A 21,516-nucleotide genomic window follows, 5' to 3' on the forward strand; every position below is an offset into this window, starting at 1 on the left:
CCGCGAGTTTTGCACAGGGGAGGGATGATGGTCGATCTGTTGCCGATCATACTGTGGGTGCTGTCGTCACTGTGGTCCGCGGGCGTTTGCATGATCTGCGTGATTCGGGGGAAGCTGTTGTCCGGGGAACGTCGGCCCGACGTGGATACGGTCAGTTGGAACGTCATATACGCGCAGGTGTGCTCCGTGGTGTTCGCGGCGGTGCCGTTCATGGCGCTGATCCTGATCCAAGATGACATCGGCCGTGCCATGATGGATTTCTACGAGCGGTTCCTGTATGCCGGTGCGGCGGCATCCGTGATTCTGGTGATCGCAGCGTGGGCGTTCATGTTCGTGCAGGCGAAACGTGCGGAACGCACTCAGATGGAGCGCATGTTGCGCAGAAAGTAGGAATAGATGCGGGTGGGACGAGTGGATGAGCTAGATTAGCGATTGCTTTTCTGACATAACGTACATTATCGGATAATAGGATATACGGTTATTCTCGTCCGTTGACGTTCATTCCCGTACGATCAGGTTCACGTATGTCCACGACAGTGAGACAATCGAACGATCGGTTATCGCAGATACATTCTCACGGCCGCGGACATATGGGATGATGCCTGATGCAACCGTCCCGGTTCAGGGCGGTCAGGCGAAATACTCTTCGACCGCGCCGGACAGTTCGGCCACGGTATCGATGATCCGATAGCATCCGTGTTGCACCAGCTCACCGGGTTCCGAATATCCCCAGCCGCATCCGAGGCAGTCCAGTCCGCACGCCGCGGCACCATCGGCGTCGGTCCAACGGTCGCCGACCATCAGCGCGCGGTCTCCGGCGGCGCCGTCGAATCCGATGTGCTCGAACGCGTACCGGATCACCTGATCCTTGTCGAGGCGCGAATTGTCACGGCTGGCACCGTAAACGGCATCGACCATGTCGGTCAGGTGGAAATGCTCGCAGATCGGCACGGCCTGATATTCGGGCTTGCAGGTGGCGACGGCGAGATAATATCCGGCCTTGCGCAACGCGGCAAGCTGCTCGGGAATGCCGTCGTATACGCGGTTGTACAGGCGTCCCGGCACCAGTTGGCCAGGATCGTTCGGATCGTCGAACACGGCCTTGTCGGCATAGTATTCACGGTAGATACGCACGGCCTCGTCCAGTTTGTCGTCCGGAATATGGTTGCGCTTGAAGGACTCGATGATGGCCGGACCGATGAATCGATGCAGCTCGTCGTCATCCGGCACCGGCAAGCCCAGGCCTTCGAACGCCTTCACGACGCATGCGATGATGCCGAAATGCGATTGGGTGAGCGTGCCGTCGAGATCAAGCAGCACGACGTTCATCGGATGGTTCTGGGTCATGGTGTCCTCTCCCCTGTTTGGCGCGACCGAAATTGACGGGTCGCAAACGGATACCATTATGCCCGGCCATAATGACCGGGCATCAGTTCATGTGTTGTTCAACATCGTGCCGTCCGTAACCGACATGCACACATGCCATGGATCACTCGTAATCGGGGATCCATCCCTCGCGGTGCATCTGCAGACGCTTGTCAAGCAATGCCTTGAGCTCCTCTTCGCTGCGCCGTTCGAGCAGCATGTCCCAATGGGTGCGGGTCGGCTTGCTGATCTCATCCGGCTCCTGGTCGCCGTCGCCCTCACGATGGGCGGTGGCGCCGCAGCGGCATTCCCACTCCTCGGGGATCTCGGCGCCATCGGCGAACGGCAGGATCGTCCGGTGTCCCTTCGGACACACGTATGCCACCTCGGTTCGTGCCGCAAAATCGACATTCTCATCGGATTCCAGCGATTTCGCGCCAATGCTCATGCCTCTGAGGCTGCGTTCCGCCATGGGTTCCTCCTTGTGCTCACAATCTGTACCACGTTATCGAACAGTTGGGACGTCCGACCTATTCCCTCGGGCGTGTCAAAACCGCACGTTACGGCGTCAAGGGGCGCCGCATCAGTCGACACCCGAGTAGGAGACGATGCCGCGGTTTACCTGATCCGCCGCTTCATGCGCCGTACGTGCCAGATTCTCGCCTACGGAACCCAGAATCGGCGCGGCCGTGGCGATCTGCTGCAGCATGTCCGCCAGACGCTTCGCATTGCGCACGAAATCGCCTCCGGTCAGTTCACGACCGCGCAGTATTTCGGAGAGCTCCTCTCCGTCCGCCCACTCGTACATGATGTCGGCGATGCCGAAGTCAAGCTGCGCCGGAGCCTCAAGGCCGGCATCCTCGCATTCCATGCGGATCGCGCCGTGGATGCCCCGCAATTCTTGGGCGGCCCATGCGACAGGTCCTTGCGAGCCGCCCGGATAGTAGCGCGGCTCTCCCCCGCCGCCGCGTCGTGCTTCATAGATGAGCGAAGACAGCACCGACGCGAGACATTGAGGAGGCAACATGTCGAACGTGCCGGCACAGATCGCCTGCGCGAGCACAAGATCCTGTTCGCTGTACAGTCGTCGCAGCAGCTGACCGTGCTCGGTAAGCCGGTAGCCCTCCGTCTGTGCGCCGGTCGCTCCGGGGACCGTCGTTTCGCGTTCCAGATAGCCAAGTCCAAGCAGGATACCGCAGATACGGTCGAACTGGCGTGCCACCGAGCCGGTACGGGAATCATAACGGTCCCGCACACGTTCCAGCTCCCGCATTTCACGCACCCACCGATGTCCCCATTTGAGATGCTGCTGCAGATCCGGGCAGCTACGGCACGGATGATCCCGGTCGGCCTCCTTGAGCTGGGCGATCCGGCGGTCCAGATCGCTGAAAGCCTCGGATCGCTGCTTGTCGGTACGGAACGTTGTCTGCTTGAGCTTGCGTCGTTCGCCTTTTTCCAAATCGGACAAACGCATGCGGATCGTCATGAGATCCTTGAAGTCGCCGTGATCGCACACGAACGCCTGCTCGTACCCGGCGATGGCTTTTTCCAGCGTGTCGATCTGCGATTCGAGCTGCCATGCGGATTCGTTTGCCTCCCACTGGGCGAACGAATGATCAAGCGTGACGCGCGCCGTTTCGTAGTCGCTGGCGTTCAGCAGGTTGACCGCCATATTGAACGTCGGCCGGAAACTGGAGTGCAGCGGGTATACGCGTTTGCTGGACAATGCGGCCGCGGTGGCGGGCAGGAATCCCCGGTGGTCCACGACGATGGCATGACCGATCGTATCGATGCCGCGACGGCCGGCACGGCCTGTCAGCTGGGTGAACTCCCCCGGCGTAAGCTGCACGTGACCGGTGCCGTCGAATTTTTCGAGCTTTTCGACGACGACGCACCGTGCCGGCATGTTGATGCCGAGCGCCAGCGTTTCGGTGGCAAACACCATCTTGATCAGACCTTCTTCGAACAACCGTTCGACGATCTGTCGGAACAATGCCACCATGCCGGCATGATGCGAGGCGAACCCCTCCTCGAGCGCGAAGCGAAACTTCGAGAAGCCGAGCGCCTTGAGATCGGTCTGCGAGAGCTGACCTTCGACCATCTCGTCCACGATGCGACGAATGCGACGCACCTCGTCCTCGGTGGTCAGCTCCAGTCCCGCGTTGATGCACTGTTCGACGGCCTGATCGCAACCGTTGCGAGAGAAGATGAAGTAGATGCCGGGCAGCATATCGAGATAGTTGAGCTCATCGACGACGGCCCAACGCTTGGGCGTATGTCGTTCCGGTTTGCCGCGTTCCGGCCGTCCGCCTGCACCGCCACGTCCTCTGCCGTTCTTGCCGCCGCGTTTGGCCGGACGTTCCTCGCCGCGTCGACGTGCCGCCCTGCGGTCGAGCTGGTCGAGCCGGTTGATGAGCTCCGCGTTGAGCCTGGTGGTCTGACGGCCGTGCTCGTCATGCTGGTAGAGGTCGATGAGTTCCGGTTCGGTATGGTCATCGGCCTGCACCAGCACATGCTGCTCAAGTGGGACCGGTCGCGTTTCGGAGACGACCAGCGTCGTTTCGCCGCGCACCGAGGCGATCCACTGCGAGAAATCCTCGACGTTCGACACCGTGGCCGACAATCCGATGATGCGTACGGACTGCGGCAGATGGATGATGACTTCCTCCCATACCGGTCCTCGGAACCGGTCGGCGAGATAATGGACTTCGTCGAGGATCACGTAGCCGAGCGCGGTGAGCGTGGTCGAACGCTCGTACAGCATGTTGCGCAGCACTTCCGTGGTCATGACCACGATGTCGGCTTCGGAGTTGATGGACGTGTCGCCGGTGAGCAGACCGACTTTGTCGGAACCGTATACGGCGACGAGATCATGGTACTTCTGGTTGCTCAACGCCTTGATCGGTGTGGTATAGAAGGCCTTGACATTGCGTTCCTGCGCAAGGTACATGGCGAAGTCGGCGACGACGGTCTTGCCGGCTCCGGTGGGCGCGGCGACCAGCACATTGCGGCCGGCTTCCAGAGCCTCGTTCGCCTTGCGCTGGAAATCATCGATATCGAACGGCAGGGTCGCCGCGAACCGGGCGGCCAATGACCTGGCCTGCTCCCTGGTTTTCAGGAAGGCCGCGTACCGCTGCGAGGGAGACGGGGAGGTTGCGGACGAATTGTCGGAAGTGGTGCGGTGATGACGCGGCATGATCCTACTTGTTGTTCCATTCGGCCCATTGGCGGGCATGACGTTCTCGTGTGGCGTGTTCCCGTTCGATGACCGCCACGTGGGCTTCGGCGTACCTGTCCGCGGCCGTGCGTAGCGGCTGGGTGAACGTGGGGGCTGCAGGCGCATCATCGGTCGGATCCGGCTGTTGCATGTCGTCTATCAGCTCTCCGATACGTGATCCCACATCGCCGATGCCATGCATGGCCCGTACCGCATGAACGGCGGCATATGCGACGCCGCCCACGATCATGGCAAGCATGAACAGCACCAGCATCAACCAGACCCACCAAGGCATGGCATCTTCCTCTCGTCTTGTTCTGTGCCGCGTCTCATGAGCGGCGTTTACTCATCGACGCCATCGTTCTCGTGCGGGATGACACTCAGTTCGCGTTGCGCGCGGGCGACGATCATCGTACGCAACGTTTCCGGCGCGACGGCCGTAATATGACGCGCATGTGCGATGCAGAACGCGACGAACCACGAATCAGACGATACGGTCAGATGCACTTTCTGCCCGTCGCCGTATGGTTCGACGGTGGCTCCGGACAACGTCTTCGGGAAGGACAGGTCCGGCTGGTCGGTGATGAACACCGCGGCCGTGCCGTTGTCGAAACTCCATTTGCGCAGCTCGTTTACCGGCACGTCGGGGATACTGATCGGCTTGACCGGCGCGACGAGCTCGACATGCTCGATGCGGGCCAGCCTCAGCACCTGCCAGATGCGCGGTTTGCCGTTGGCCTTGTTGATGCGGGTGTCCTTGACCACCAGATGCTGCTTGTCTTTGGGCGCCGCGTCGGCCACATCGGTCCACACGGCCGCATAGTACACGCCCTCGTCCACGAAGATCTTGGCAGGAGCGACGAGCTTGCGCCGGGTACGACCCGCGCCGTCCGTGTATTCCATGTCGATCAGGGAGTCGGTGGAAATCGCGCGTTTGACCGCGGAGAAGCTGTGCGGTTCGAGTTCGTAGCCGGTCAGGCTCAGCCAAGGGGTTTCCCCGGGCACCACATGCGCATGCAGACGCTCGTACAGCGACCTGGCCTGGTCACGCTGTTCCTCGGGCAGCAACGGCGAATGCGCCAGGTAGCTCACCGATGCGGTCAGCAGGCTCAGGTACTGGGGCGAAATGCCGGCAAGACGCTCCAGGCCGAGCGAATTCGTGGCCGACACGATCCCCTCGGCGTCGAGCAGCGACCAATCGATGTCGAAGAACTGGCTGCCCGCCATCTCCCCGTCGTCGGACACCGTGGTCAGCGTGTTGATGTCCTTGTGGATCACGTTCACGTACTTCTTGAGCTCGTCCTCGCTTTTGGCCTTGCCGATGAACCGTTCGGCCAGCTCCGCCAGCGAGTATTCCTCACCCAAGTGAGCGGACAGGAACAGCATGAGGCGCAGACGACGATCCACCTCGCTGCCGGTCTGGAACGACGCGCTCTTCTTCTGATGGGCCTTGGACAGTTCCGGATCGTCATCGTCATCCGCGGCGGAGCGGTCGTGATGACTGCTGATCGCCGACGTGACGACGGTGGCGCTGTTGTCACCGGAGGATTCGTCCGCCAGCACGAACTGCGCCGCCGCGTTGAGACGACGGTGGAACGCGGCCACGGCCTCCGGCGGACTGACCACGTAGGCACCGGGGTGCTCGAGCACGAACATCGCGAGATCGTCCGAATCGGTGTAAGCCACGTTGATATGCTCGCCGTCGACGTCCACCGTCGCGGCGAACCGACGTGAATCGATCACCTTGACCAAAGTTTCGGGAATGGTCTGGGTGCCCAGTCCCGGGGCGATAGAATCGAGACCCAGACCCGGGATCGGGGTCTGCGGAACGCGCGGTGTGGTACGGGAGGCGTGCTGTTGCGGCTGCTCCTGTTTCGCGGAGGTGGACGATACCGAAATGGAGCGGGCGAGGTAATTCGCCGCCGCCAGCACGGGCAGGTCCTCCTGGGCGAAATGCAGTCGCACGCGGGGTTCGTCTCCCAACTGGAGGCGGTAGGATGCGAAATCCTGGCCTTCGGATTTGGACGAGTACTCCGGCTGGCGTGATTCGATGGCGATGCCCATGGCCGCAAGCTTGGCGCGATCCCTCTGGAACTGCTTGGCGAACGCCGCCTTCGCGGCCTGATCCGCAAGCTCGCCATACGAATCCGCGTAGGCTTTCACACGCTGTGCGATCTGGCGGGAGGTGAGCCATTGCGGAAACGCGGATGACAACACAGCCAGTACATCAAGCTCGTGCTTGCCCCACTTGTCGGAAAAACGCCGCCTTCCGTTGGTTCCCTCTGCCATTAGTCCTCACGTATCGTTAACGTTTCGTCATAAGTGCGTATGCCGCAGTGGCATATCTCCACTCTATATTAGAGGTATTTTTCGGCGGCGGCGTCATTTTCCCGAAAAAAGCGTGGTCTTTTTCCTCACAGCCGACCAATGACGGCCGTCCGGTCACACCCAATCATCCGGCTCGATGCCTTGCGGGCCAACGTATTCGCCATTCGGTACATAGCTTGGCTCGCCTTGGTCGGCAAGCTTTGCATCCGAGAAGAAAATCACATCCCGGCCGAACGTCCAGTCTCCGTCGATGGTGACGGAGTTGGCCGCGGCCAGCGACGGCACTCCGTACGGGAACCGTTCGTCGAAATCGGCGATGGTCTTGTAGTAGCGCGGGTCAAGCGTGACGTTCGGGAAGATGTAGTTGCCGTCCTCCATCTCGTAGGAGTCCGTCAAATGGAAACGGTCGGAACGCATGATGAACAGGTCGTCGGTCGTCTTCACCGGCAGGAACCGCATACGGTCGACCTGCACGCAGATCGCGCCTTCGAACAGGCTCACCGCGGAACCCATCGCCGTTTCGAGCTGAATGACCGGCGTCGAATCCGGGTCGGTCGGATCAACGGTCTTATGGTTGCGGATGACCGGCAACGGCAGCACGCCGTCATACTCGGCGAGCTTGCTTTTCAGCGCATCGATGCGCAGCCACAGGCTGTTCGTATTGAAATACGGATGCTTCTTGATATCCTGCGCGGCGGCCTTGTCGTCGGGATGCACCTGGCTCATCTCCCGCAGCACCAAGCGGCCGGTGGCCTTGTCGCGCACGATATGGCCACCCTTGCGGTCGGCGTAGGTGCGTGTGGCCACCTCCACCATGAACGGGGCGCCGGTGTTCTCGAAATGCTGGGCCAGCGTACGGGACGGACGGGCGCCAAGATTGTCGGAGTTGGAGATGAACAGGTACTTGAATCCACGTTCCTCGAGCTTGTCGAGCAGTCCGGACTCCCAGATCGTGGAGAACAGGTCGCCGTGTCCCGGCGGACACCATTCCAGTTCTGGATTCTCCGGGAACGACACGGGCTCCCCGGTCGCCGCCACGATCTTCGGTTCCTGATGCTGCACGATCTCCATCGGAATGTCTTCCTGATGGAATTTGCGGTTGCGATGCAACACCCGCATCGTGTCGGCGGAGGTGCGGAAGGAATTCATCAAGGTCAGCGGCAACGGCACGCCAAGACGGGTGCGGGCGGTGAGCACCTGCCCGACGATGATGTCGATGAACCGGACCTGCTTGGCCTTGTGGCGACGAACCGGCAGCAGCGATTTCGCGCAAGCCAGTCCCATCGAGGTTCCCAATCCGCCGTTGAGCTTGAGAAACGCGGTCTTCGAGAAGGCCTCCACGGCTTTATCGTGGTCGATGGTCTCGTAGACGTCATGAAAACTCGGCACCCCGGTCAGCGGCTCGACGTCGGACTCCCGGATCCAGCTGCTGGCCTCCTCGTTGCGCCATACGTCGTACAGGCGCCTGAACTGGGCTATCGACACGTCACTCATGCCGTTGGCATGCATTTTCTCCGCAGAGAGATCGAAGACGTCACTCACTAGCGTATCCTTTCGTGCAACGAACAAGACTGAGAAACAGTCTAGCCGAAGACTCCCCCAGCGACACCCCCGTACGGATGGGGTGAACGGGGACGGGGAAATACCCGGCTTTCATGGCGTGGTTGAAGACACCGGCAAGACGACGCCTCCAACCACGAGACATGCCCGACGAGCGATCCGCGCCTTATGACGCATCCCGGGACGTGCCGTATGTGTCCCTCCAGTCGTAGAACATATCTTTCAGACCGAGGAAATCAGGCGTTTCGGTGATGCACCGGAGCGTATGCAGCTTCCTGAGCCCATAGACCGATACGGGACGTTCCGACTCGTAGATCGGATCGCCATACAACATCCATGCCCCGCGAATCTTGGCGATGCGTCCGACGACCATGCCGTGATGTTTGGATCTCGCATATTGCGCCATTTTCGACGCCGTGACGGCCACGTCGTACTCGCCTTCCCACATCAGGTCCTCGAGCATCAGCCGACCCTCGCTTTCGTCGATCCCGATGATGCCGAATGCGGATGCGAAATTGGTGATGTCCATTTCCCTCATATCGCGGATGGCCCGATCGCCGATCGATCCGTTTTCGTGCATCATCTCGGCCATCATCAGGTACGGGGACATGCCGTCATCGTCATATGTCAGCGTGAATCGGGCACCGTCATATGAGGCGTCTCTATCCGTCACCTGTCGGATTCGACAGTCGAGCGCGAACCAATCGTGGAACGCGCGCTCGTCCGATTCGGAAAGAGGACGGTCCTGACCGAGTTCGCGGCATGCACCGGAAGCGCGGAAGATCCGCTGCGTCCTTGCGTGGAACGTCGGATCCCACTTCTTGAATTGCGAGGCGACATCGCCTGTTGACAGGCCAAAGGCGTCCGCGTTGACGCCTATCGTCATATCGACCATGGTTGCTCCTGTTGGCTAGAGGCGGATACCGTTATCCGCGATCTGCCTCACTGTATCCGTCTCATGCTCCGCCGCGCAACCGGCTCATGAAAAAATGTGGATAAGTGGATAACTCGCTTCCGCCGGATGCTCATCGCCAGGCTTTCAGCACATCCTGCGGGATCTTCGATGCGTCGAACCGGTAATGCCCGGTGACCTTCATGTGTTTCGCAAAAGCCAGGTAATCGTTTTCACGCTGCCGCTGACCCATGTTGTGGATGAGGTACGAGGTGCCTTGCTTATCCCGTTTGTCGGAGACCACTCCGATATGCCGACTGGTTTCGAACACGACGATGTCGCCGCCCTGCCACTGTGCGTAATCGGTCGTATCCGTGGTAAGCGTCTGCCCGTATTTCGAGAAGAACACGTCAAGCACGCCGGTGCGTCGGAAATCGATGTTCGGGTCGGGACTCGGCGCGACGGCCGCATAGTCGTCCGGATGGGCCGCGATATCCGCGTCGACCATCGCCTTGAGATCGTATCCGGCCTGACGGAACGCGCGCCATACCGTATCGGTGCATGCCCCGCGATCATCCGGCGGATATCCTCCCTCATAGTATCCGCTGTCGTACGTCGGATGCCGTTCGGCGTCCGCACGCGCCCCGGCGACGATGTCGGCGTAATCGTCGGTGCCGTTGTCGTTGAAGTCGACGCTGTTCGAGACACGCGGATAGCGTCGTTCCGTTTCGGATGACGTCATGACCGATTCCTCGCCATTCGCCGACGAGCGAACCAGAGATCCCCATGGCAGACCTCTGAGCTGTCGGATCGACGCCACGCCGCCGACGAGTGACGCCATCACGACAAGAACACCGATAATCGCCCCGATTCGCCGCTTTGATCGTGTCGTCCGCTGCGTTTCACCGATATGCTGAGCCATGTCGCCCTCCGTGTCCGATATCGTCATTCAGGCATCGACGTTTCCAGTCAATCACGAACGTCGTCGCTTGCAAAATCGGCATACAGGTTTTCGTACGGTCATGCCTCCGGATCAGAAGCAATACGGGAAACGGGCGATTATGGTGACGCTATCGGGCATTCGACGTCATGCGACGGCCACGCCATCCGTCATGACGGGGAATCCCATTGCCGACAGCGCGGCCGCCGCATCGCACAGGGGGATCCGTTCCTGTTCCAGACGCAGGTACGGAATGTCCGTCCCCGTGCACAATGCCTCGTACAGTTCCCGTTCATCGTCGCGCAGTCCGGACAATGGTTTCGGCTGCTGGCGTTTGAGCGGCTTGTCGTGTTGGTCGTGGTTCGTGCCGAATATGCCGTACCGGTCGTATGCCGCACGATCCATGAACAGCGAGTCACAGTCAAGTCCCAGTTGCCGGACGGCCGACAGTATCTCGAATCCGGCCGAATCCATGTCGCCCCAGTACGCCACGCGAAGATCGGACGGACGCTCGTCGAACAGACACGGCAGCAATGTCAGACCATCCACCGCGGCCTTGCCGGAACCGAACACGCACAGTCCGTCCCGGATCGGCGGCATCGATTGATACGTGTCCTTGTTCTCCACGATCACCACATACCGGATGCCCAGTCCGGCACCGTCATGCCAAGGACGAACGGCCACCATGTCCGGCAACTGCATGCGCGACGGATCAAGGTGCCGGAACCGCAGCTCCTGTGGTCGATCATCCAATTCCAGAGACGATTTGCCGCACAGCAATTCCACCGCCCTGCGACGCTTCATCTTCTTGCGATCCAGCCATTTAGCGCTGAACCCGGCAAGCGGCACTGCGCGCGGCCGCAGACCGGCGATGTCGTGCGATGCGCAGTAATCGGCGACGTGCAGCAGCAGCTTGAAATCGACATCGTTCTCCGCGTCCGTCATCCGTGCGGCGGCCAGCGCATCCGACGCCGGGATATGACCAAATCGATTATGAATCCGTTCGATGCGCCGCCTCGCACGGCGATACTCAGCCGAGGTCGCACGATCCGCAGCCCGCAATGCGACGGCTTCATCCCCGACGGTGACATTCGAGATCAAGTCGACCGTCACGCCGCCGATGAGCCGGCGCTGTACGGTCGTCTCGCAACCGGTTCTCGCCGTCCAATCCCGGATTTCCTTGTTGTTGGCGTGCACGGCGAGTGCCGTATCCTCGAGATCGGCCTGTCTGGGCGGCAGTTGCACGGACGCCGTGTACGGCCACGTGTCGTCGGCAGTGTATCTGCTTGCCGACAGCCGTTCTCCGATCATTGCCGCGATGTCCCTGACCGTGCGCATTCGCTCACTTCCTTCCGGTCGTCTCTAGGCTGGCTTCGCGCAGCGCGGTGTGTCCGGTGTCGGGATCCTTATAGGTGACGTATGCCTTGGTGGACACTTCGAGGATCTCGCCGGTCTTGCTTTCCGGGGCGGAGACGATGACCTGGAAGCCGAGCCGCGGCAGTACCATGAGCGCGCGTTTGGTGTACCGGCCGTCCGCTTTGATGAGCGCCTCGTCGAGGAACAGCGTCGTGTAGGACGGTTCGCCGGTCACGCTGCCTTCACCGAGCAGGTAGATGAGCGCCGCGCCGTAGACGAACGAGGTGAGTTCTTGCAGCGCGCCGCCGGAACGGCCTCCGGTGGAGGTGATGCGCTCGTCCGGCCCGTCCTCATGGTGTACGGTCGCGTAGAACGAGGACCGGCAGCGCGGGTCGAGATCGTGTGCGCCGTATCGTTTGATGCCGCCGGAGTCTTTGATCTGTGCGAGCTGGTCGTGCAGCATGTCGATGAACGGACGGCAGGAACGGAACGTCTTGCGCAAGGCGATCACGTCGGCGTCGGGTTGTTGTTCCCATGCGGTGAGCGTTTCGGTCACGCGCCGCAGGGTCGTGCCGAACGCACGTTCGGGAGGCCGTACGGTGACGTTCAGTGACAGTCGGCCGCCTTTGGGGCCGAATTGCTGTCCTTTGAGCATCGAGTTGATGCGTGACAGCTGTTCCTTGATGGTGGCTTCGTCGGATTTGAGCGTGCGTTGCAGGGTGAGGGCGTCCCAGTACAGTTTGTGCAGGCTGTTGGCGTATTCGGCTTCGGTCGCGTCGTTGGCGGCCAGATGCGAGAGACTGTCCAGTTCTTGCTCGTAGTACCGGTAGTCGGCGACGGTGGCGGTCAGCGCGTCATCGTCCTTTGCGTACACGTCTTGGTATGCCTGCATCTGCGATTCGAGCGTTTTGAGGGCTGCGTCGGCCTGCTCGGCGAGCATGGTGCGGCGGGCGTCGATCTCCTTGCCGATCTGCTCGGCCATGATGTTCTCGAACCGCATGTCGTCGGTCATCGTAGTGCGGCCGGCTCCGATGATCAGATGCGCGCGTGTGGCCGGATCGGCCTGCCCGGCGAACTGCCGTTCGTAAGCGGCTCCCAGACGTTCCGCCACGTCGTCGCCGAACGGGATCCGTTTGGCCGATTCATTTTGGTCGTTCACGTTGTTTGCGCCGATATCGACGCCGGTCCCATTGCGGTCCAGCCATGTGCGGGCTGCGTCGACCGCCTGCGCGCACGAGTCCGCCGCGTTTTGGGCCTTGAACCGGCGGTCGTTGATCCGTTCGAGTTCCCGTTCCAGCCGTTCCCTCGCGGCGGTGAGTTCGGCGAGTTTCGGATCGCGGCGGATCGTGTCGATGTCCTGTTCGATGCGTGAGATGCGCTGTTCGGCGTCCTTCACGGCGACCTTGTCCCAATCCGTGTCGTTCAGGTTTTCGGCGAGCGCGAGTTCGCGGCGCAGTCGTTCGGCCTGTTGTCGGATCGTTTCGTATGCTTGGTCGGCTTCGGCGAACGCCGTCTTGGCGTCCTGTGCCTGTCGGAGCAGTTCGTCGAGGTAGGTCTGGTTGACGAATCCGATGACCTGGCGGATGTCCTTGATGCCGTGCTGGCCGTGGCGTCCGGATTTGATCTGGCCGTCGCGCTGGACTTGGCGGGTCCGTTCGTCCGTGTCGTCGATGGCGTCGACGCATAGTGCGTCGTAGCGTTCGTTGGCGGTCTGGTCGCGCAGCCAGCCGGAGAACGGGGAGTCTTCTCGGTAGCGCAGTTTGCCGGACAGCCGGGGTTCGCCGTCGGCGAGGCCCGCCGCGGTGTTCGTATTCGCGTAGTCGTGGGTCGTGTCCACGAATCGCCAGGTGCGCCGTGACATGAGGTGCGGGTCGATGGTGCTGACCCGGGCGGCGAAGCCCCGTTCGTGGCGTTGGTCGACGAGGATCGTGCGCGCGATCGGACCGTAGGCGACGTTCATCGCGGTGCGCCAGGTCTCCTCGTCTTCTCGCACGTCCATGAGTTCGGCGACGTAGGGCAGTTCCTCGGCGCTCAGGCCGGTGGCGCGGCAGAGCATGGCGCGTTCCTCGTCCATCTGCTGGGAGATGCGCGTGCGTTGGGTGCGTTGGCGTTCGTAGTCTCGGGTGAGTCGGTTCAGTTCGTCGTTGGCTTGCGAGCGCGCGGCCGCGGCTTCGTACTGGTCGTGGTCGAGTTGCGTGCGTCGCCGGTCGTAGTCCGTGACGAATTGCGCGGCTTGTTCCTGCCGTTCCTGCCATGCGTCGCGATCGTCGGGGATGGTTTCGCCTATTGCCGTGAACTGCCGTGCGATCCGGTCGCGGTTGTCGCTCACGGTGCGCAGGTTCTGCCGCGCTTGGGTCAGGTCGAGTTCGAGCCTGGCGAGGCTGCCTCCGTCGACGCCTTGGATCTGTGCTTTGACCGCGTCGATGCGTGCGGTGATCTCGTCGCCGTGCGCCCGTTCGGCGGCAGCGTCCTGCGTGTGGCGGTTACGGTCGTGTTCGTCGTGAGGCAGTTGGGCGGTCACTTCCTCGGCCATGTGCGACAGCGCCCAGCGTCGTATGGAGGCGCGTCCCTGTTCGCTGTTCGGGTCGACGACGTCGAATGCGTGGACGTTCGCCTGCGCCTTGTCGTATTGGCCGTATGACCGGCGGATGCCCTGCAGCATCTCCATGCGCCGGGCTTTCTCCTCCATGCTGTCGAAGTTGGCGGCGTACCGTTCGTAGTCGCCTGCCAGATCCTCGGCTTTGTCGATCGCCGCGGGCACGCCGAGCACGCCCTGTTTGAAGATGTCGTCCAACCGTGACGGCGCGTCGGCGGACTGGATCTTGTGCAGCAGTCGGCAGGCTTCCTCGGTCAGGCCCATAATGCCCCAGATGCGGGCGTGGAACGCGTTCGCGTTCGAGAAGATCGAACAGCCCTCGTAGGTCGTCTTGAGTTGGGTGGGCGTGAACGGGCCGTCGCGGAACCGGTCCATGAGGCGCGGGTCGATGACGTGGTTCCAGGTGACGTACTGGCGGCGCACGTCGCCGCGTCCCTCGCCCGGCATCAGGTAGAGGAACTTGGCGCAGGAAAGCGTCTGCCCGGTGGTGGCGTTGCGGTACGTGTCCACGATCGCGCCCCAGACGCTTTGCGGCATGCCGTCCGCGTCGGTGCCGCGCAGGTACATCGGCGCGTCGTCGGTGTCGCCCACGCCGATCATGCCGCGCAGGTACGTGTAGTCGCTGCGTTCGGAGCGTCCGGAGTTCGACGCCTTGTTGAATGGCGTGCCAGACGGATACAGCAGGGAGATCTGCGCGTCGACCAACGTGGACTTGCCTGATTCGCTGGCGCCGGCGAGCAGCGTCACCGGCAGCCTGTCGTCCGTGGAGGGCCGGAATATGTGGTATCCGTCGTAGGATCCCCAGTTGACGAGCTGTCGGCTTTCCATCATCCAGCGGTCGGGGACGATCTGGATGTCGCGTGCGCCGTCCGTCATCGTGGGTTCGCTCATGTCGTTCGTCATCTCATTCCCCTTCCTCGGGAACATCGGCATCCGTATCCGCATCGGCCGCGTTGCTCGTGCCGTTCGTCGCGACGAGCCCGTCGTCCGTGCCGCCGGTTTCATCCTTGCCGTCCAGCCACGTTTGCGCGAGCGTGCGGTCCAATACGACGGGCACGAGTTCGGTGATGCGCAGCATCGTTTCGTCGTCGGCCGAGCGTTCCAGGTACCCGTACGTGGTCATGGACGAGACGGTCGCGCCGATCAGCTTGATCACGCCTTCCTCGTCGTTGCGCGAGGCCAGATAGCCTGCCCCGGTGGCGAGCGCCGCGCGTATCTCCTCGAAGCTGACGAGCCATTCGTCGGCGGGCATGTGCAGGTTTTCGTATTCGAGGACGCGGATGCGCAGGAACGCGAGCAGCGCCGCCTCTTCGCGGCGTAGGCTGACTCGCGTTTTGAGCGATCGTGGGTTCTGGCCGGCGTCCGGGACGGGGGTGGCGTACATGATCCGGTAGCGTTCGTTGACGACGAGTTCGAGCATGTCGTTGTTGAGCGAGCGGGTCACCTGGTCGAGGTTGTCCATTGCGGTGTCGTAGACGGACCCGCTGATGTACCGGTCACGTTTAAGCGCGATGGCGGCCAGACGGGCCGGTGCGCTCATGTCGCCGGTGTCGCCTTCGAACAGTGCGGCGGTCGTGTCTTGCTCGTCCATGTCATCCTTCCTTGAGCGTTTCGTCGAGTTCGTTCATGCCGGCGGTGACCCGTCTGGTCGTCCAGTCGCGCGGAGTGCCGTCAAGCGATGTGCAATGCCAGACCGTCTGCTCGCCGTCGACCGTTGCGAGTGCGGACAGGAAGCCGACGATTTCGCTTTCGCGTCGTTCGTCGGCGGGCAACCGGTTGAAGCTGGCGGCGATGTCGACGCGTTCGCCGCCGTCCGGTCCGGTCACGGTGACCGGGCTGCGCATGATGAGCCGGATCATGTGCCGTACGCGCGGCCCTCCCCCGATGATCATGGATCGGATGTCGGGTTCGGGGATGCCGGTCGGCGCGGCGTGTTCGCTGAGGCCGGGCACCGATGCGCGGGACATGGATCGCGCCGGCCGGGTCGGCAGTCCTGCGAACGTGACGTCGCCCACGTCCGTGCGGTAGGGGCGTCGGTCGTCGTTCGGATGCGCTTTCGCGGCCGCGCTGATCTTGGTGTACAGGCGGTTGAGCGTGACGAGCATGGTGCGGTATCTGGTGTCGGTCTGCTGGCGTACGAGTCGGCTGATCGCCTCGTCGGAGACGCGTATCTGCTGGCGGACCGCTTCGATGCCGTTGTAGATGCGTTCGAGTTCGGCTGTGATCTGGTCGATCAGCACGCTGGATTCGCCGGCCAGATACGGTGTTTTGGCTATGGCCGCGACGGCGTCGTCGATCTGCTGGCGTCCTTCGTCGGTGATGATCACCTGGAAGGCGTCGTTGAACCGGCGTCCGGAGTCGGATTCGTTGAACGAGCGGCGGAACGCGTCATGGTAGGAGGTGAGGTTGTCGTTGACGTCCATGTCGCCGGATTGCATGCGTCGGCGTAGCGCGTCGCCGTTGTCGCGTTCGGCGAGTACGAGTTCGCGCAGATCGATCGGCACGTCGCGCAGTGTTTTGTGGACGACGGCGATGATGTCCTCGACCTGCTCGTCGCTGAGCCGTTCGCGTTGGCGTCCCTGTTGGATCTGTTCGATCTCGCGTTCGCGTGCGTCGATCTCCGCTTTGAGCAGGCGGATGCGTTCGCCCGGATCGGCGGTCAGCTGCATGCGCGCATGTTCGATCTCCATGATGATGCTGTTGGCCTGGGCGCCGGACAGCGAGCTGGTGGTGTCCTGCAATCGGCCCAATGCCTCGATGGCGCGGTGGGCGCGGGCGGTGAGCCGGTAGAGGAACCGGTGCGAGGTCATGTCGAGCGAGTTGGCGAGCCACGCGTAGTCGCCGTTGCCTTCGCGGGTGAGGTCGACGAGGATCTGATGCGCCGCAGCGATGAGGTCCTGATCTTCCTCCGGCGTGTATTCGCCGGCGTCGATGAGATGCGACAGGCTTTGCGCGAACCGTTCCTCGAGGATTTCGCGAGGCAGTTCCCCCGTCAGCGGGTTGAACGCGGCGCGCAATAGCGCCACGTACATCATGGAGTTCTTGCGCAGCAGCAGGCGGAGCACTCCGGTTTCGTAGACCGGCCGCAGCCGTTCCATTTCCCGCCTGACATCGCCCATGAACCCAGCCTCGCTTTCCTTGCCGCAACTTACAAGGCTATCATGTCGGTTCCCGGAATCCGGCCGAAGCCATCCCGGGAACCGTGTCACTCGCTTCTCAGGGCTTCGGTCGGGGTGAGCCGGGCGGCTCGGCCGGCCGGGTAGAAGCCGGCGAGGACGCCGACCATAATGGCCGCGCACCATGCGAGCGGCAGGCCGGCCCAGTCCAGGGCGAGCGGTTGACCGGCCGCGAGCGCCACGCCGCCGGCCGTGCCCGCGCCGACGAGGATGCCGGCCAGTCCGCCGATCGCGGAGAGCATGGCCGCCTCGGTGACGAACTGCATGCGGATGTTGCCGGGAGTGGCGCCCAATGCCCGTCGCAGGCCGATCTCGCCGCGACGTTCCATGACGGTGACGATCATCATGTTGGCGATGCTCATGCCGCCCACGGCGAGCGCGATCATGCCGATCATGAGGCCGAGCGTGGTCAGCGAGTCGTTGGTGGCGTTGCGCGCCTTGGACAGGTCGGCGGATGCGGTCACGCTCACGTTGCCGCCGGACAAGTTGGCCGCGTGGGCGAGCGTACGCCGCAACGTTTCGGCGTCGCCGGGCTTGGTGCGTACCCAGATCGCGTTGATCCTGGCGATGTTCGCCGCCTGGTCGGGATAGTGTGCGAGCGCCCACGCCCGGCCGATGATGGCGGAAGTGTTGAACGTTTCGGCCTGCGGCAGGGGGTCGAGGATTCCGATGACCCCGTACCATTCGTTGTCGATGAGCACTCGGTCGCCGACGTCGGTGACGCCGAGTCGCCATGCGGCCTCGGAACCGAGGACCGCGACGGGCAGGTGCTCGTTGTTGTGGTCGATGCCGTGGCCGTGCGCGTAGGTCGCGCCGAGCGCGTCCAAGGCGCCGGGGGCCATGATGTTGAGGGCGAGTGCGTTGCCGTTGGATTTCGGTACGAGCTGGTTTTTGAAGATCTGGATTTTTTCGGGCGGCGTGTAGAAGACGCCGACCTGTTCGACGGATGGCTGCCGGGCGATCGTTTCGGGCGCGTAATCGGGTAGCGGGATGCTCTGCCGTGAGGCGTCCTGTCCGGGAGCCACGACCTGCAGGTTCGCGCCGAGCGCGTCGATCCGGGCGAGCAATGCGGCCTGGTTGGATGCGGCGATGCCGGACAGGGCCACGTAGGCGGCGACGCCCAACGCGATGCCGAGCGATGCGAGTATGGTGCGCGAGACGCGTCCTGTCGCGCCGATCCATGCCGCGTGCATGAGGTCCGCGATGCGCGTGCGCAACGGTTTACGCATGGTCATCATCCTTCCGTGTCATCGCCGTTTGTTCGGTTGTCCCTGTCAGGGGGAGCCGCTCGGCTTCGTCGGGTTGATGGGAGTCCGTTGCCGGCTGCCCCGTCATTTCGCGCACCACGCCGTCGCGGATGTGCAGCCGCCGGGGGAAGCGTGCGGCCACGTTCGGGTCGTGCGTGACGACGACGAGGCTCGCGCCGCCGTCGGCCGCATCGAACAGCAGGTCGAGGATCGTGCGCCCGGTGTCGGTGTCGAGCGCGCCGGTCGGCTCGTCGGCGAAGATGATGTCGGGCCGTTTGACGAGCGCCCGTGCGATGGCGACGCGCTGCTGTTCGCCGCCGGACAGTTGCGACGGTCGATGGAGAAAACGATGTCCCAATCCGACCTGTTCCAGTGCGGCGGCGGCTCGGTCGTGACGTTCCGCGCGGGGCAGGTTCGTGTATTGCAGACCGACCATCACGTTCTCCAATGCGGATACGCTGGCGATGAGATGGAACTGCTGGAATACGAATCCGATGCGTGCGGCGCGCAGGTCGCTGCGTTGCCGTTCGTTCATCGCGGTCACATCGTCGCCGTCGTATCGCAGCATGCCGGATGTGGGCATGTCGAGCGTGCCGAGCAGGGACAGCAGCGTCGACTTGCCCGAGCCGGACGGTCCCACGATCGCGATGCGTTCGCCGCGCGCGATCGTCAGCGTCGTCGGATGCAGGATCTGCGTCATCGTCCCGTCCTTGCCCGGGAACGATTTGGTGACCTGTTCGAGCGTCAGCAGTGCGTCCGTCACGACACCACCACCTTGTCTCCGGCCTTCAGCCCGTCGGCCTTGGTGAGCTGCACCTGTGCGTTCGCGACCAGTCCGATCTCGACCGGCACACGAATAAGCATGTCTCCGCGCACCACGTCGACCGCGTATGTGTTCCCGGCGGATGCGACGATCGCGGTCACCGGCACGATCAACGTTTCGGTATTCGCCGATGCGGACGCGTTCGGGATGACGAGGTTCACCGACACGGGTCCGAACTTCGCGACCTGCGACTGGTCGGGGAAGTCGATGCGTGCCGACGGCGAGGTCGTCTGCCCGTCCGTGCCGGTGGATTGGCCGCCCTGGTCGACGGCGGCGAGCGTCGCGTCGATGGTCGTGTTGTCTGGCAATACGACCTGCGCCTTGTCGCCCGCCTTGAACGTGGCGGCCTGCGTGGCGGTGAGCGTGGCCTCGACATGCAGGGTGACGTTCGTGTAGCTGGCCGGACTCACGTTCGACTCCCCCAGTTTCGCCTTGACCTGCGTGATGCGGATCGGTGCGGACGGGGCGACGGCCACGGACGCCGGTTGGAACATGCCGTCCGCCGCGTCGCCGGTCAGGCCCAGCGAACGCTGCCATTGGCGGACCGCCTCGCGGGTCATCCAGTCGAAATGCGCGTCCGGCTCTCCGCCGAAGAAGCCGAGCTCGGCGAGGTTCCGTTCGAGCTGGGTCACGTCCGGACCGTCCGAGACATCCGTCTGCAGGGTACGCCAGAACGGGCGCTCGCCGTGGAACAGCGGCACGGACACGCCGTCCATCTCATACACCTGCTCGCCGGTGTTGATCTGTTTGCCGGCGACCGGCAGTTGCGTGATCGTACCGGTCGCGGCCGCGAAGTCGCTCGCCTTGTCGTATTGCAGGGTCGCGCCGAGCCGGGTTTCGGCATTGAGCACGCCCTTGGTGACCGGCTGCGTGCGCAGCGTGGTCACATCGACGTTCCGCGACGGCGACCGCCCGTCGGCGGTCAGGAGGCCGATCAGGGTCCACGGTTTCGTCGCCACGCATGTCACGGCCAGTCCGGCGATGACGATGATCACCATGATCGTTGCAATGATCCTGCGTCGCGTGCCAAACCGTCGCGCTTCCGTTCGTGTCATGTTGCCATCGCCCCTTCGCCGACGCTCACTGCGCGTCGCGCATCACCTGCGTGTAGTCGTAGCCGAACTCTTCAGGCGTGCCGTCGAATCCGAACGAGACGCCCGTGTCGCCGACCGGGCAGTCCTTGAGGAAGCGGCGGAACTCCTCCTCGCCCACGGTCTTCGGGATCATGATCGTCGTCGGATTGTCGCCGTCCGGGTCGGCGACCCAGCCGTAGCCCTTCTCACGCGCCTTCTTGGCGAAGTCGAGCGCCGCCTGCTTCTGCGCGTCGGAGACGGCCGGCTGCGCGTTCGCGTCCTGCACGGGCTGGGTGAAGTCCGGCACCTGCGCCTGGCACGCCGCATAGTCCTGTTGCTTGGATGCGTACGGGCTGCCGGCGAGCGCGGTGGCGTCCTTGAACATGACCCACACCTTGTCATCCTCCACGGTGGTGAACGTCGCGCCCGCATACAGTTGCTGCGCGTCCGAGTCGACGGTCATGCCGTTCGAGTCACCACCGACCTGGACCGGGTTGCCGGCCGCGTCGATCATGCGCAGTTCGACCGCGTTCTTCACCGTCGGCGCTTGGGACGCGTCCGCCGAACCGGACATGTCGGGGGCGGCCGCGGCCTGCGCCTCGATGCCCTTGCCGGTCAGGCATGCGATGAACTTCTTCACGTTCGCGTCGGTCGACACGGTGGTGTCGCTCCCGGAGACGGCTGCGTTCGATGAACCGCCGTTCGCGGTGAGCGGCGTGGAGCAGCCGGCGAGCGCCGACAGGGCGAGCGCGGACGTGAGGGCGACGGTCAGGATGCGCTGGTTGCGGTTCATGGTTCCTCCTTGGGATCGGTGTCGTCATCCATCCAACCGTGCCATCCGTGGCGTGTCGGTGAGGTTCCGTCTTACCTTCGCATTACCCAGAAAGCGGGAGGATGGGGATGATAATGGGTGGAGCACCCCAGACCGCACGCATCGAAAGAG

Annotated in this window: 16 protein-coding genes and 1 pseudogene; 1 reads left to right on the forward strand and 16 read right to left on the reverse strand. The window is 63.0% G+C overall.

Annotation, left to right across the window (positions count from 1 at the left end; genetic code table 11):
* The first annotated feature begins 27 nt into the window (after window positions 1–27).
* A complete protein-coding gene (locus tag GFD25_RS04275) occupies window positions 28–390 on the forward strand; it encodes a C4-dicarboxylate ABC transporter (protein WP_163230290.1) in 363 nt (120 codons plus the stop codon).
* Between the two features lie 240 nt (window positions 391–630).
* On the opposite strand, the gene GFD25_RS04280 is transcribed toward GFD25_RS04275, so the two are convergent.
* From GFD25_RS04280 to GFD25_RS04355, 16 genes and pseudogenes are all read right to left on the reverse strand, one after another.
* A complete protein-coding gene (locus GFD25_RS04280) occupies window positions 631–1,347 on the reverse strand; it encodes an HAD hydrolase-like protein (RefSeq protein ID WP_163230292.1) in 717 nt (238 codons plus the stop codon).
* 142 nt (window positions 1,348–1,489) lie between these two features.
* On the reverse strand, window positions 1,490–1,837 hold the full coding sequence (locus GFD25_RS04285; protein ID WP_163230294.1) for an RNA polymerase-binding protein RbpA: 348 nt from the start codon (window positions 1,835–1,837) through the stop codon (window positions 1,490–1,492).
* Window positions 1,838–1,948: 111 nt separating this feature from the next.
* Window positions 1,949–4,561, reverse strand: a complete 2,613-nt coding sequence (locus GFD25_RS04290) for a DEAD/DEAH box helicase (RefSeq protein WP_163230296.1) — start codon at window positions 4,559–4,561, stop codon at window positions 1,949–1,951.
* A gap of 4 nt (window positions 4,562–4,565) precedes the next feature.
* A complete protein-coding gene (locus GFD25_RS04295) occupies window positions 4,566–4,877 on the reverse strand; it encodes a hypothetical protein (protein WP_163230298.1) in 312 nt (103 codons plus the stop codon).
* A 47-nt stretch (window positions 4,878–4,924) separates the two neighbouring features.
* Complete coding sequence (locus tag GFD25_RS04300) at window positions 4,925–6,871, reverse strand: helix-turn-helix transcriptional regulator (RefSeq protein ID WP_163230300.1); 1,947 nt, start codon at window positions 6,869–6,871, stop codon at window positions 4,925–4,927.
* A gap of 153 nt (window positions 6,872–7,024) precedes the next feature.
* A complete protein-coding gene (locus tag GFD25_RS04305) occupies window positions 7,025–8,419 on the reverse strand; it encodes a UTP--glucose-1-phosphate uridylyltransferase (RefSeq protein ID WP_163230410.1) in 1,395 nt (464 codons plus the stop codon).
* Between the two features lie 217 nt (window positions 8,420–8,636).
* Complete coding sequence (locus tag GFD25_RS04310; RefSeq protein ID WP_163230302.1) at window positions 8,637–9,365, reverse strand: hypothetical protein; 729 nt, start codon at window positions 9,363–9,365, stop codon at window positions 8,637–8,639.
* Window positions 9,366–9,600: 235 nt separating this feature from the next.
* A pseudogene (locus tag GFD25_RS04315) lies at window positions 9,601–10,311 on the reverse strand (DUF1287 domain-containing protein); the annotation flags it as partial.
* A gap of 138 nt (window positions 10,312–10,449) precedes the next feature.
* Window positions 10,450–11,640, reverse strand: a complete 1,191-nt coding sequence (locus GFD25_RS04320) for a DUF3322 and DUF2220 domain-containing protein (RefSeq protein WP_163230306.1) — start codon at window positions 11,638–11,640, stop codon at window positions 10,450–10,452.
* Between the two features lie 4 nt (window positions 11,641–11,644).
* Window positions 11,645–15,157 carry an ATP-binding protein gene (locus GFD25_RS04325; protein ID WP_239512400.1) on the reverse strand — a complete coding sequence of 1,171 codons (3,513 nt, stop codon included), beginning with the start codon at window positions 15,155–15,157 and terminating at the stop codon, window positions 11,645–11,647.
* 1 nt (window position 15,158) lies between these two features.
* Entirely contained in the window at window positions 15,159–15,845 is a 687-nt protein-coding gene (locus GFD25_RS04330) for a DUF4194 domain-containing protein (RefSeq protein WP_163230308.1), read from the reverse strand.
* A gap of 1 nt (window position 15,846) precedes the next feature.
* Window positions 15,847–17,373 carry a DUF3375 domain-containing protein gene (locus tag GFD25_RS04335; RefSeq protein ID WP_163230310.1) on the reverse strand — a complete coding sequence of 509 codons (1,527 nt, stop codon included), beginning with the start codon at window positions 17,371–17,373 and terminating at the stop codon, window positions 15,847–15,849.
* An 86-nt stretch (window positions 17,374–17,459) separates the two neighbouring features.
* Window positions 17,460–18,659, reverse strand: coding sequence for an ABC transporter permease (locus GFD25_RS04340; RefSeq protein ID WP_163230312.1), 1,200 nt, complete (start codon window positions 18,657–18,659; stop codon window positions 17,460–17,462).
* Complete coding sequence (locus tag GFD25_RS04345) at window positions 18,652–19,440, reverse strand: ABC transporter ATP-binding protein (RefSeq protein ID WP_338024621.1); 789 nt, start codon at window positions 19,438–19,440, stop codon at window positions 18,652–18,654. Before GFD25_RS04345 ends, GFD25_RS04340 begins: the two co-directional genes overlap by 8 nt.
* Entirely contained in the window at window positions 19,437–20,498 is a 1,062-nt protein-coding gene (locus GFD25_RS04350) for a peptidoglycan-binding protein (RefSeq protein ID WP_163230314.1), read from the reverse strand. The genes GFD25_RS04345 and GFD25_RS04350 overlap by 4 nt, the downstream gene beginning before the upstream one ends.
* A gap of 82 nt (window positions 20,499–20,580) precedes the next feature.
* Window positions 20,581–21,366 (reverse strand): hypothetical protein, encoded by a 786-nt coding sequence (locus tag GFD25_RS04355; protein ID WP_163230316.1) that lies wholly within the window; start codon window positions 21,364–21,366, stop codon window positions 20,581–20,583.
* Between the last annotated feature and the right edge of the window lie 150 nt (window positions 21,367–21,516).

This window comes from Bifidobacterium aerophilum, assembly GCF_010667685.1.
Classification (GTDB): Bacteria; Actinomycetota; Actinomycetes; order Actinomycetales; family Bifidobacteriaceae; genus Bifidobacterium; species Bifidobacterium aerophilum.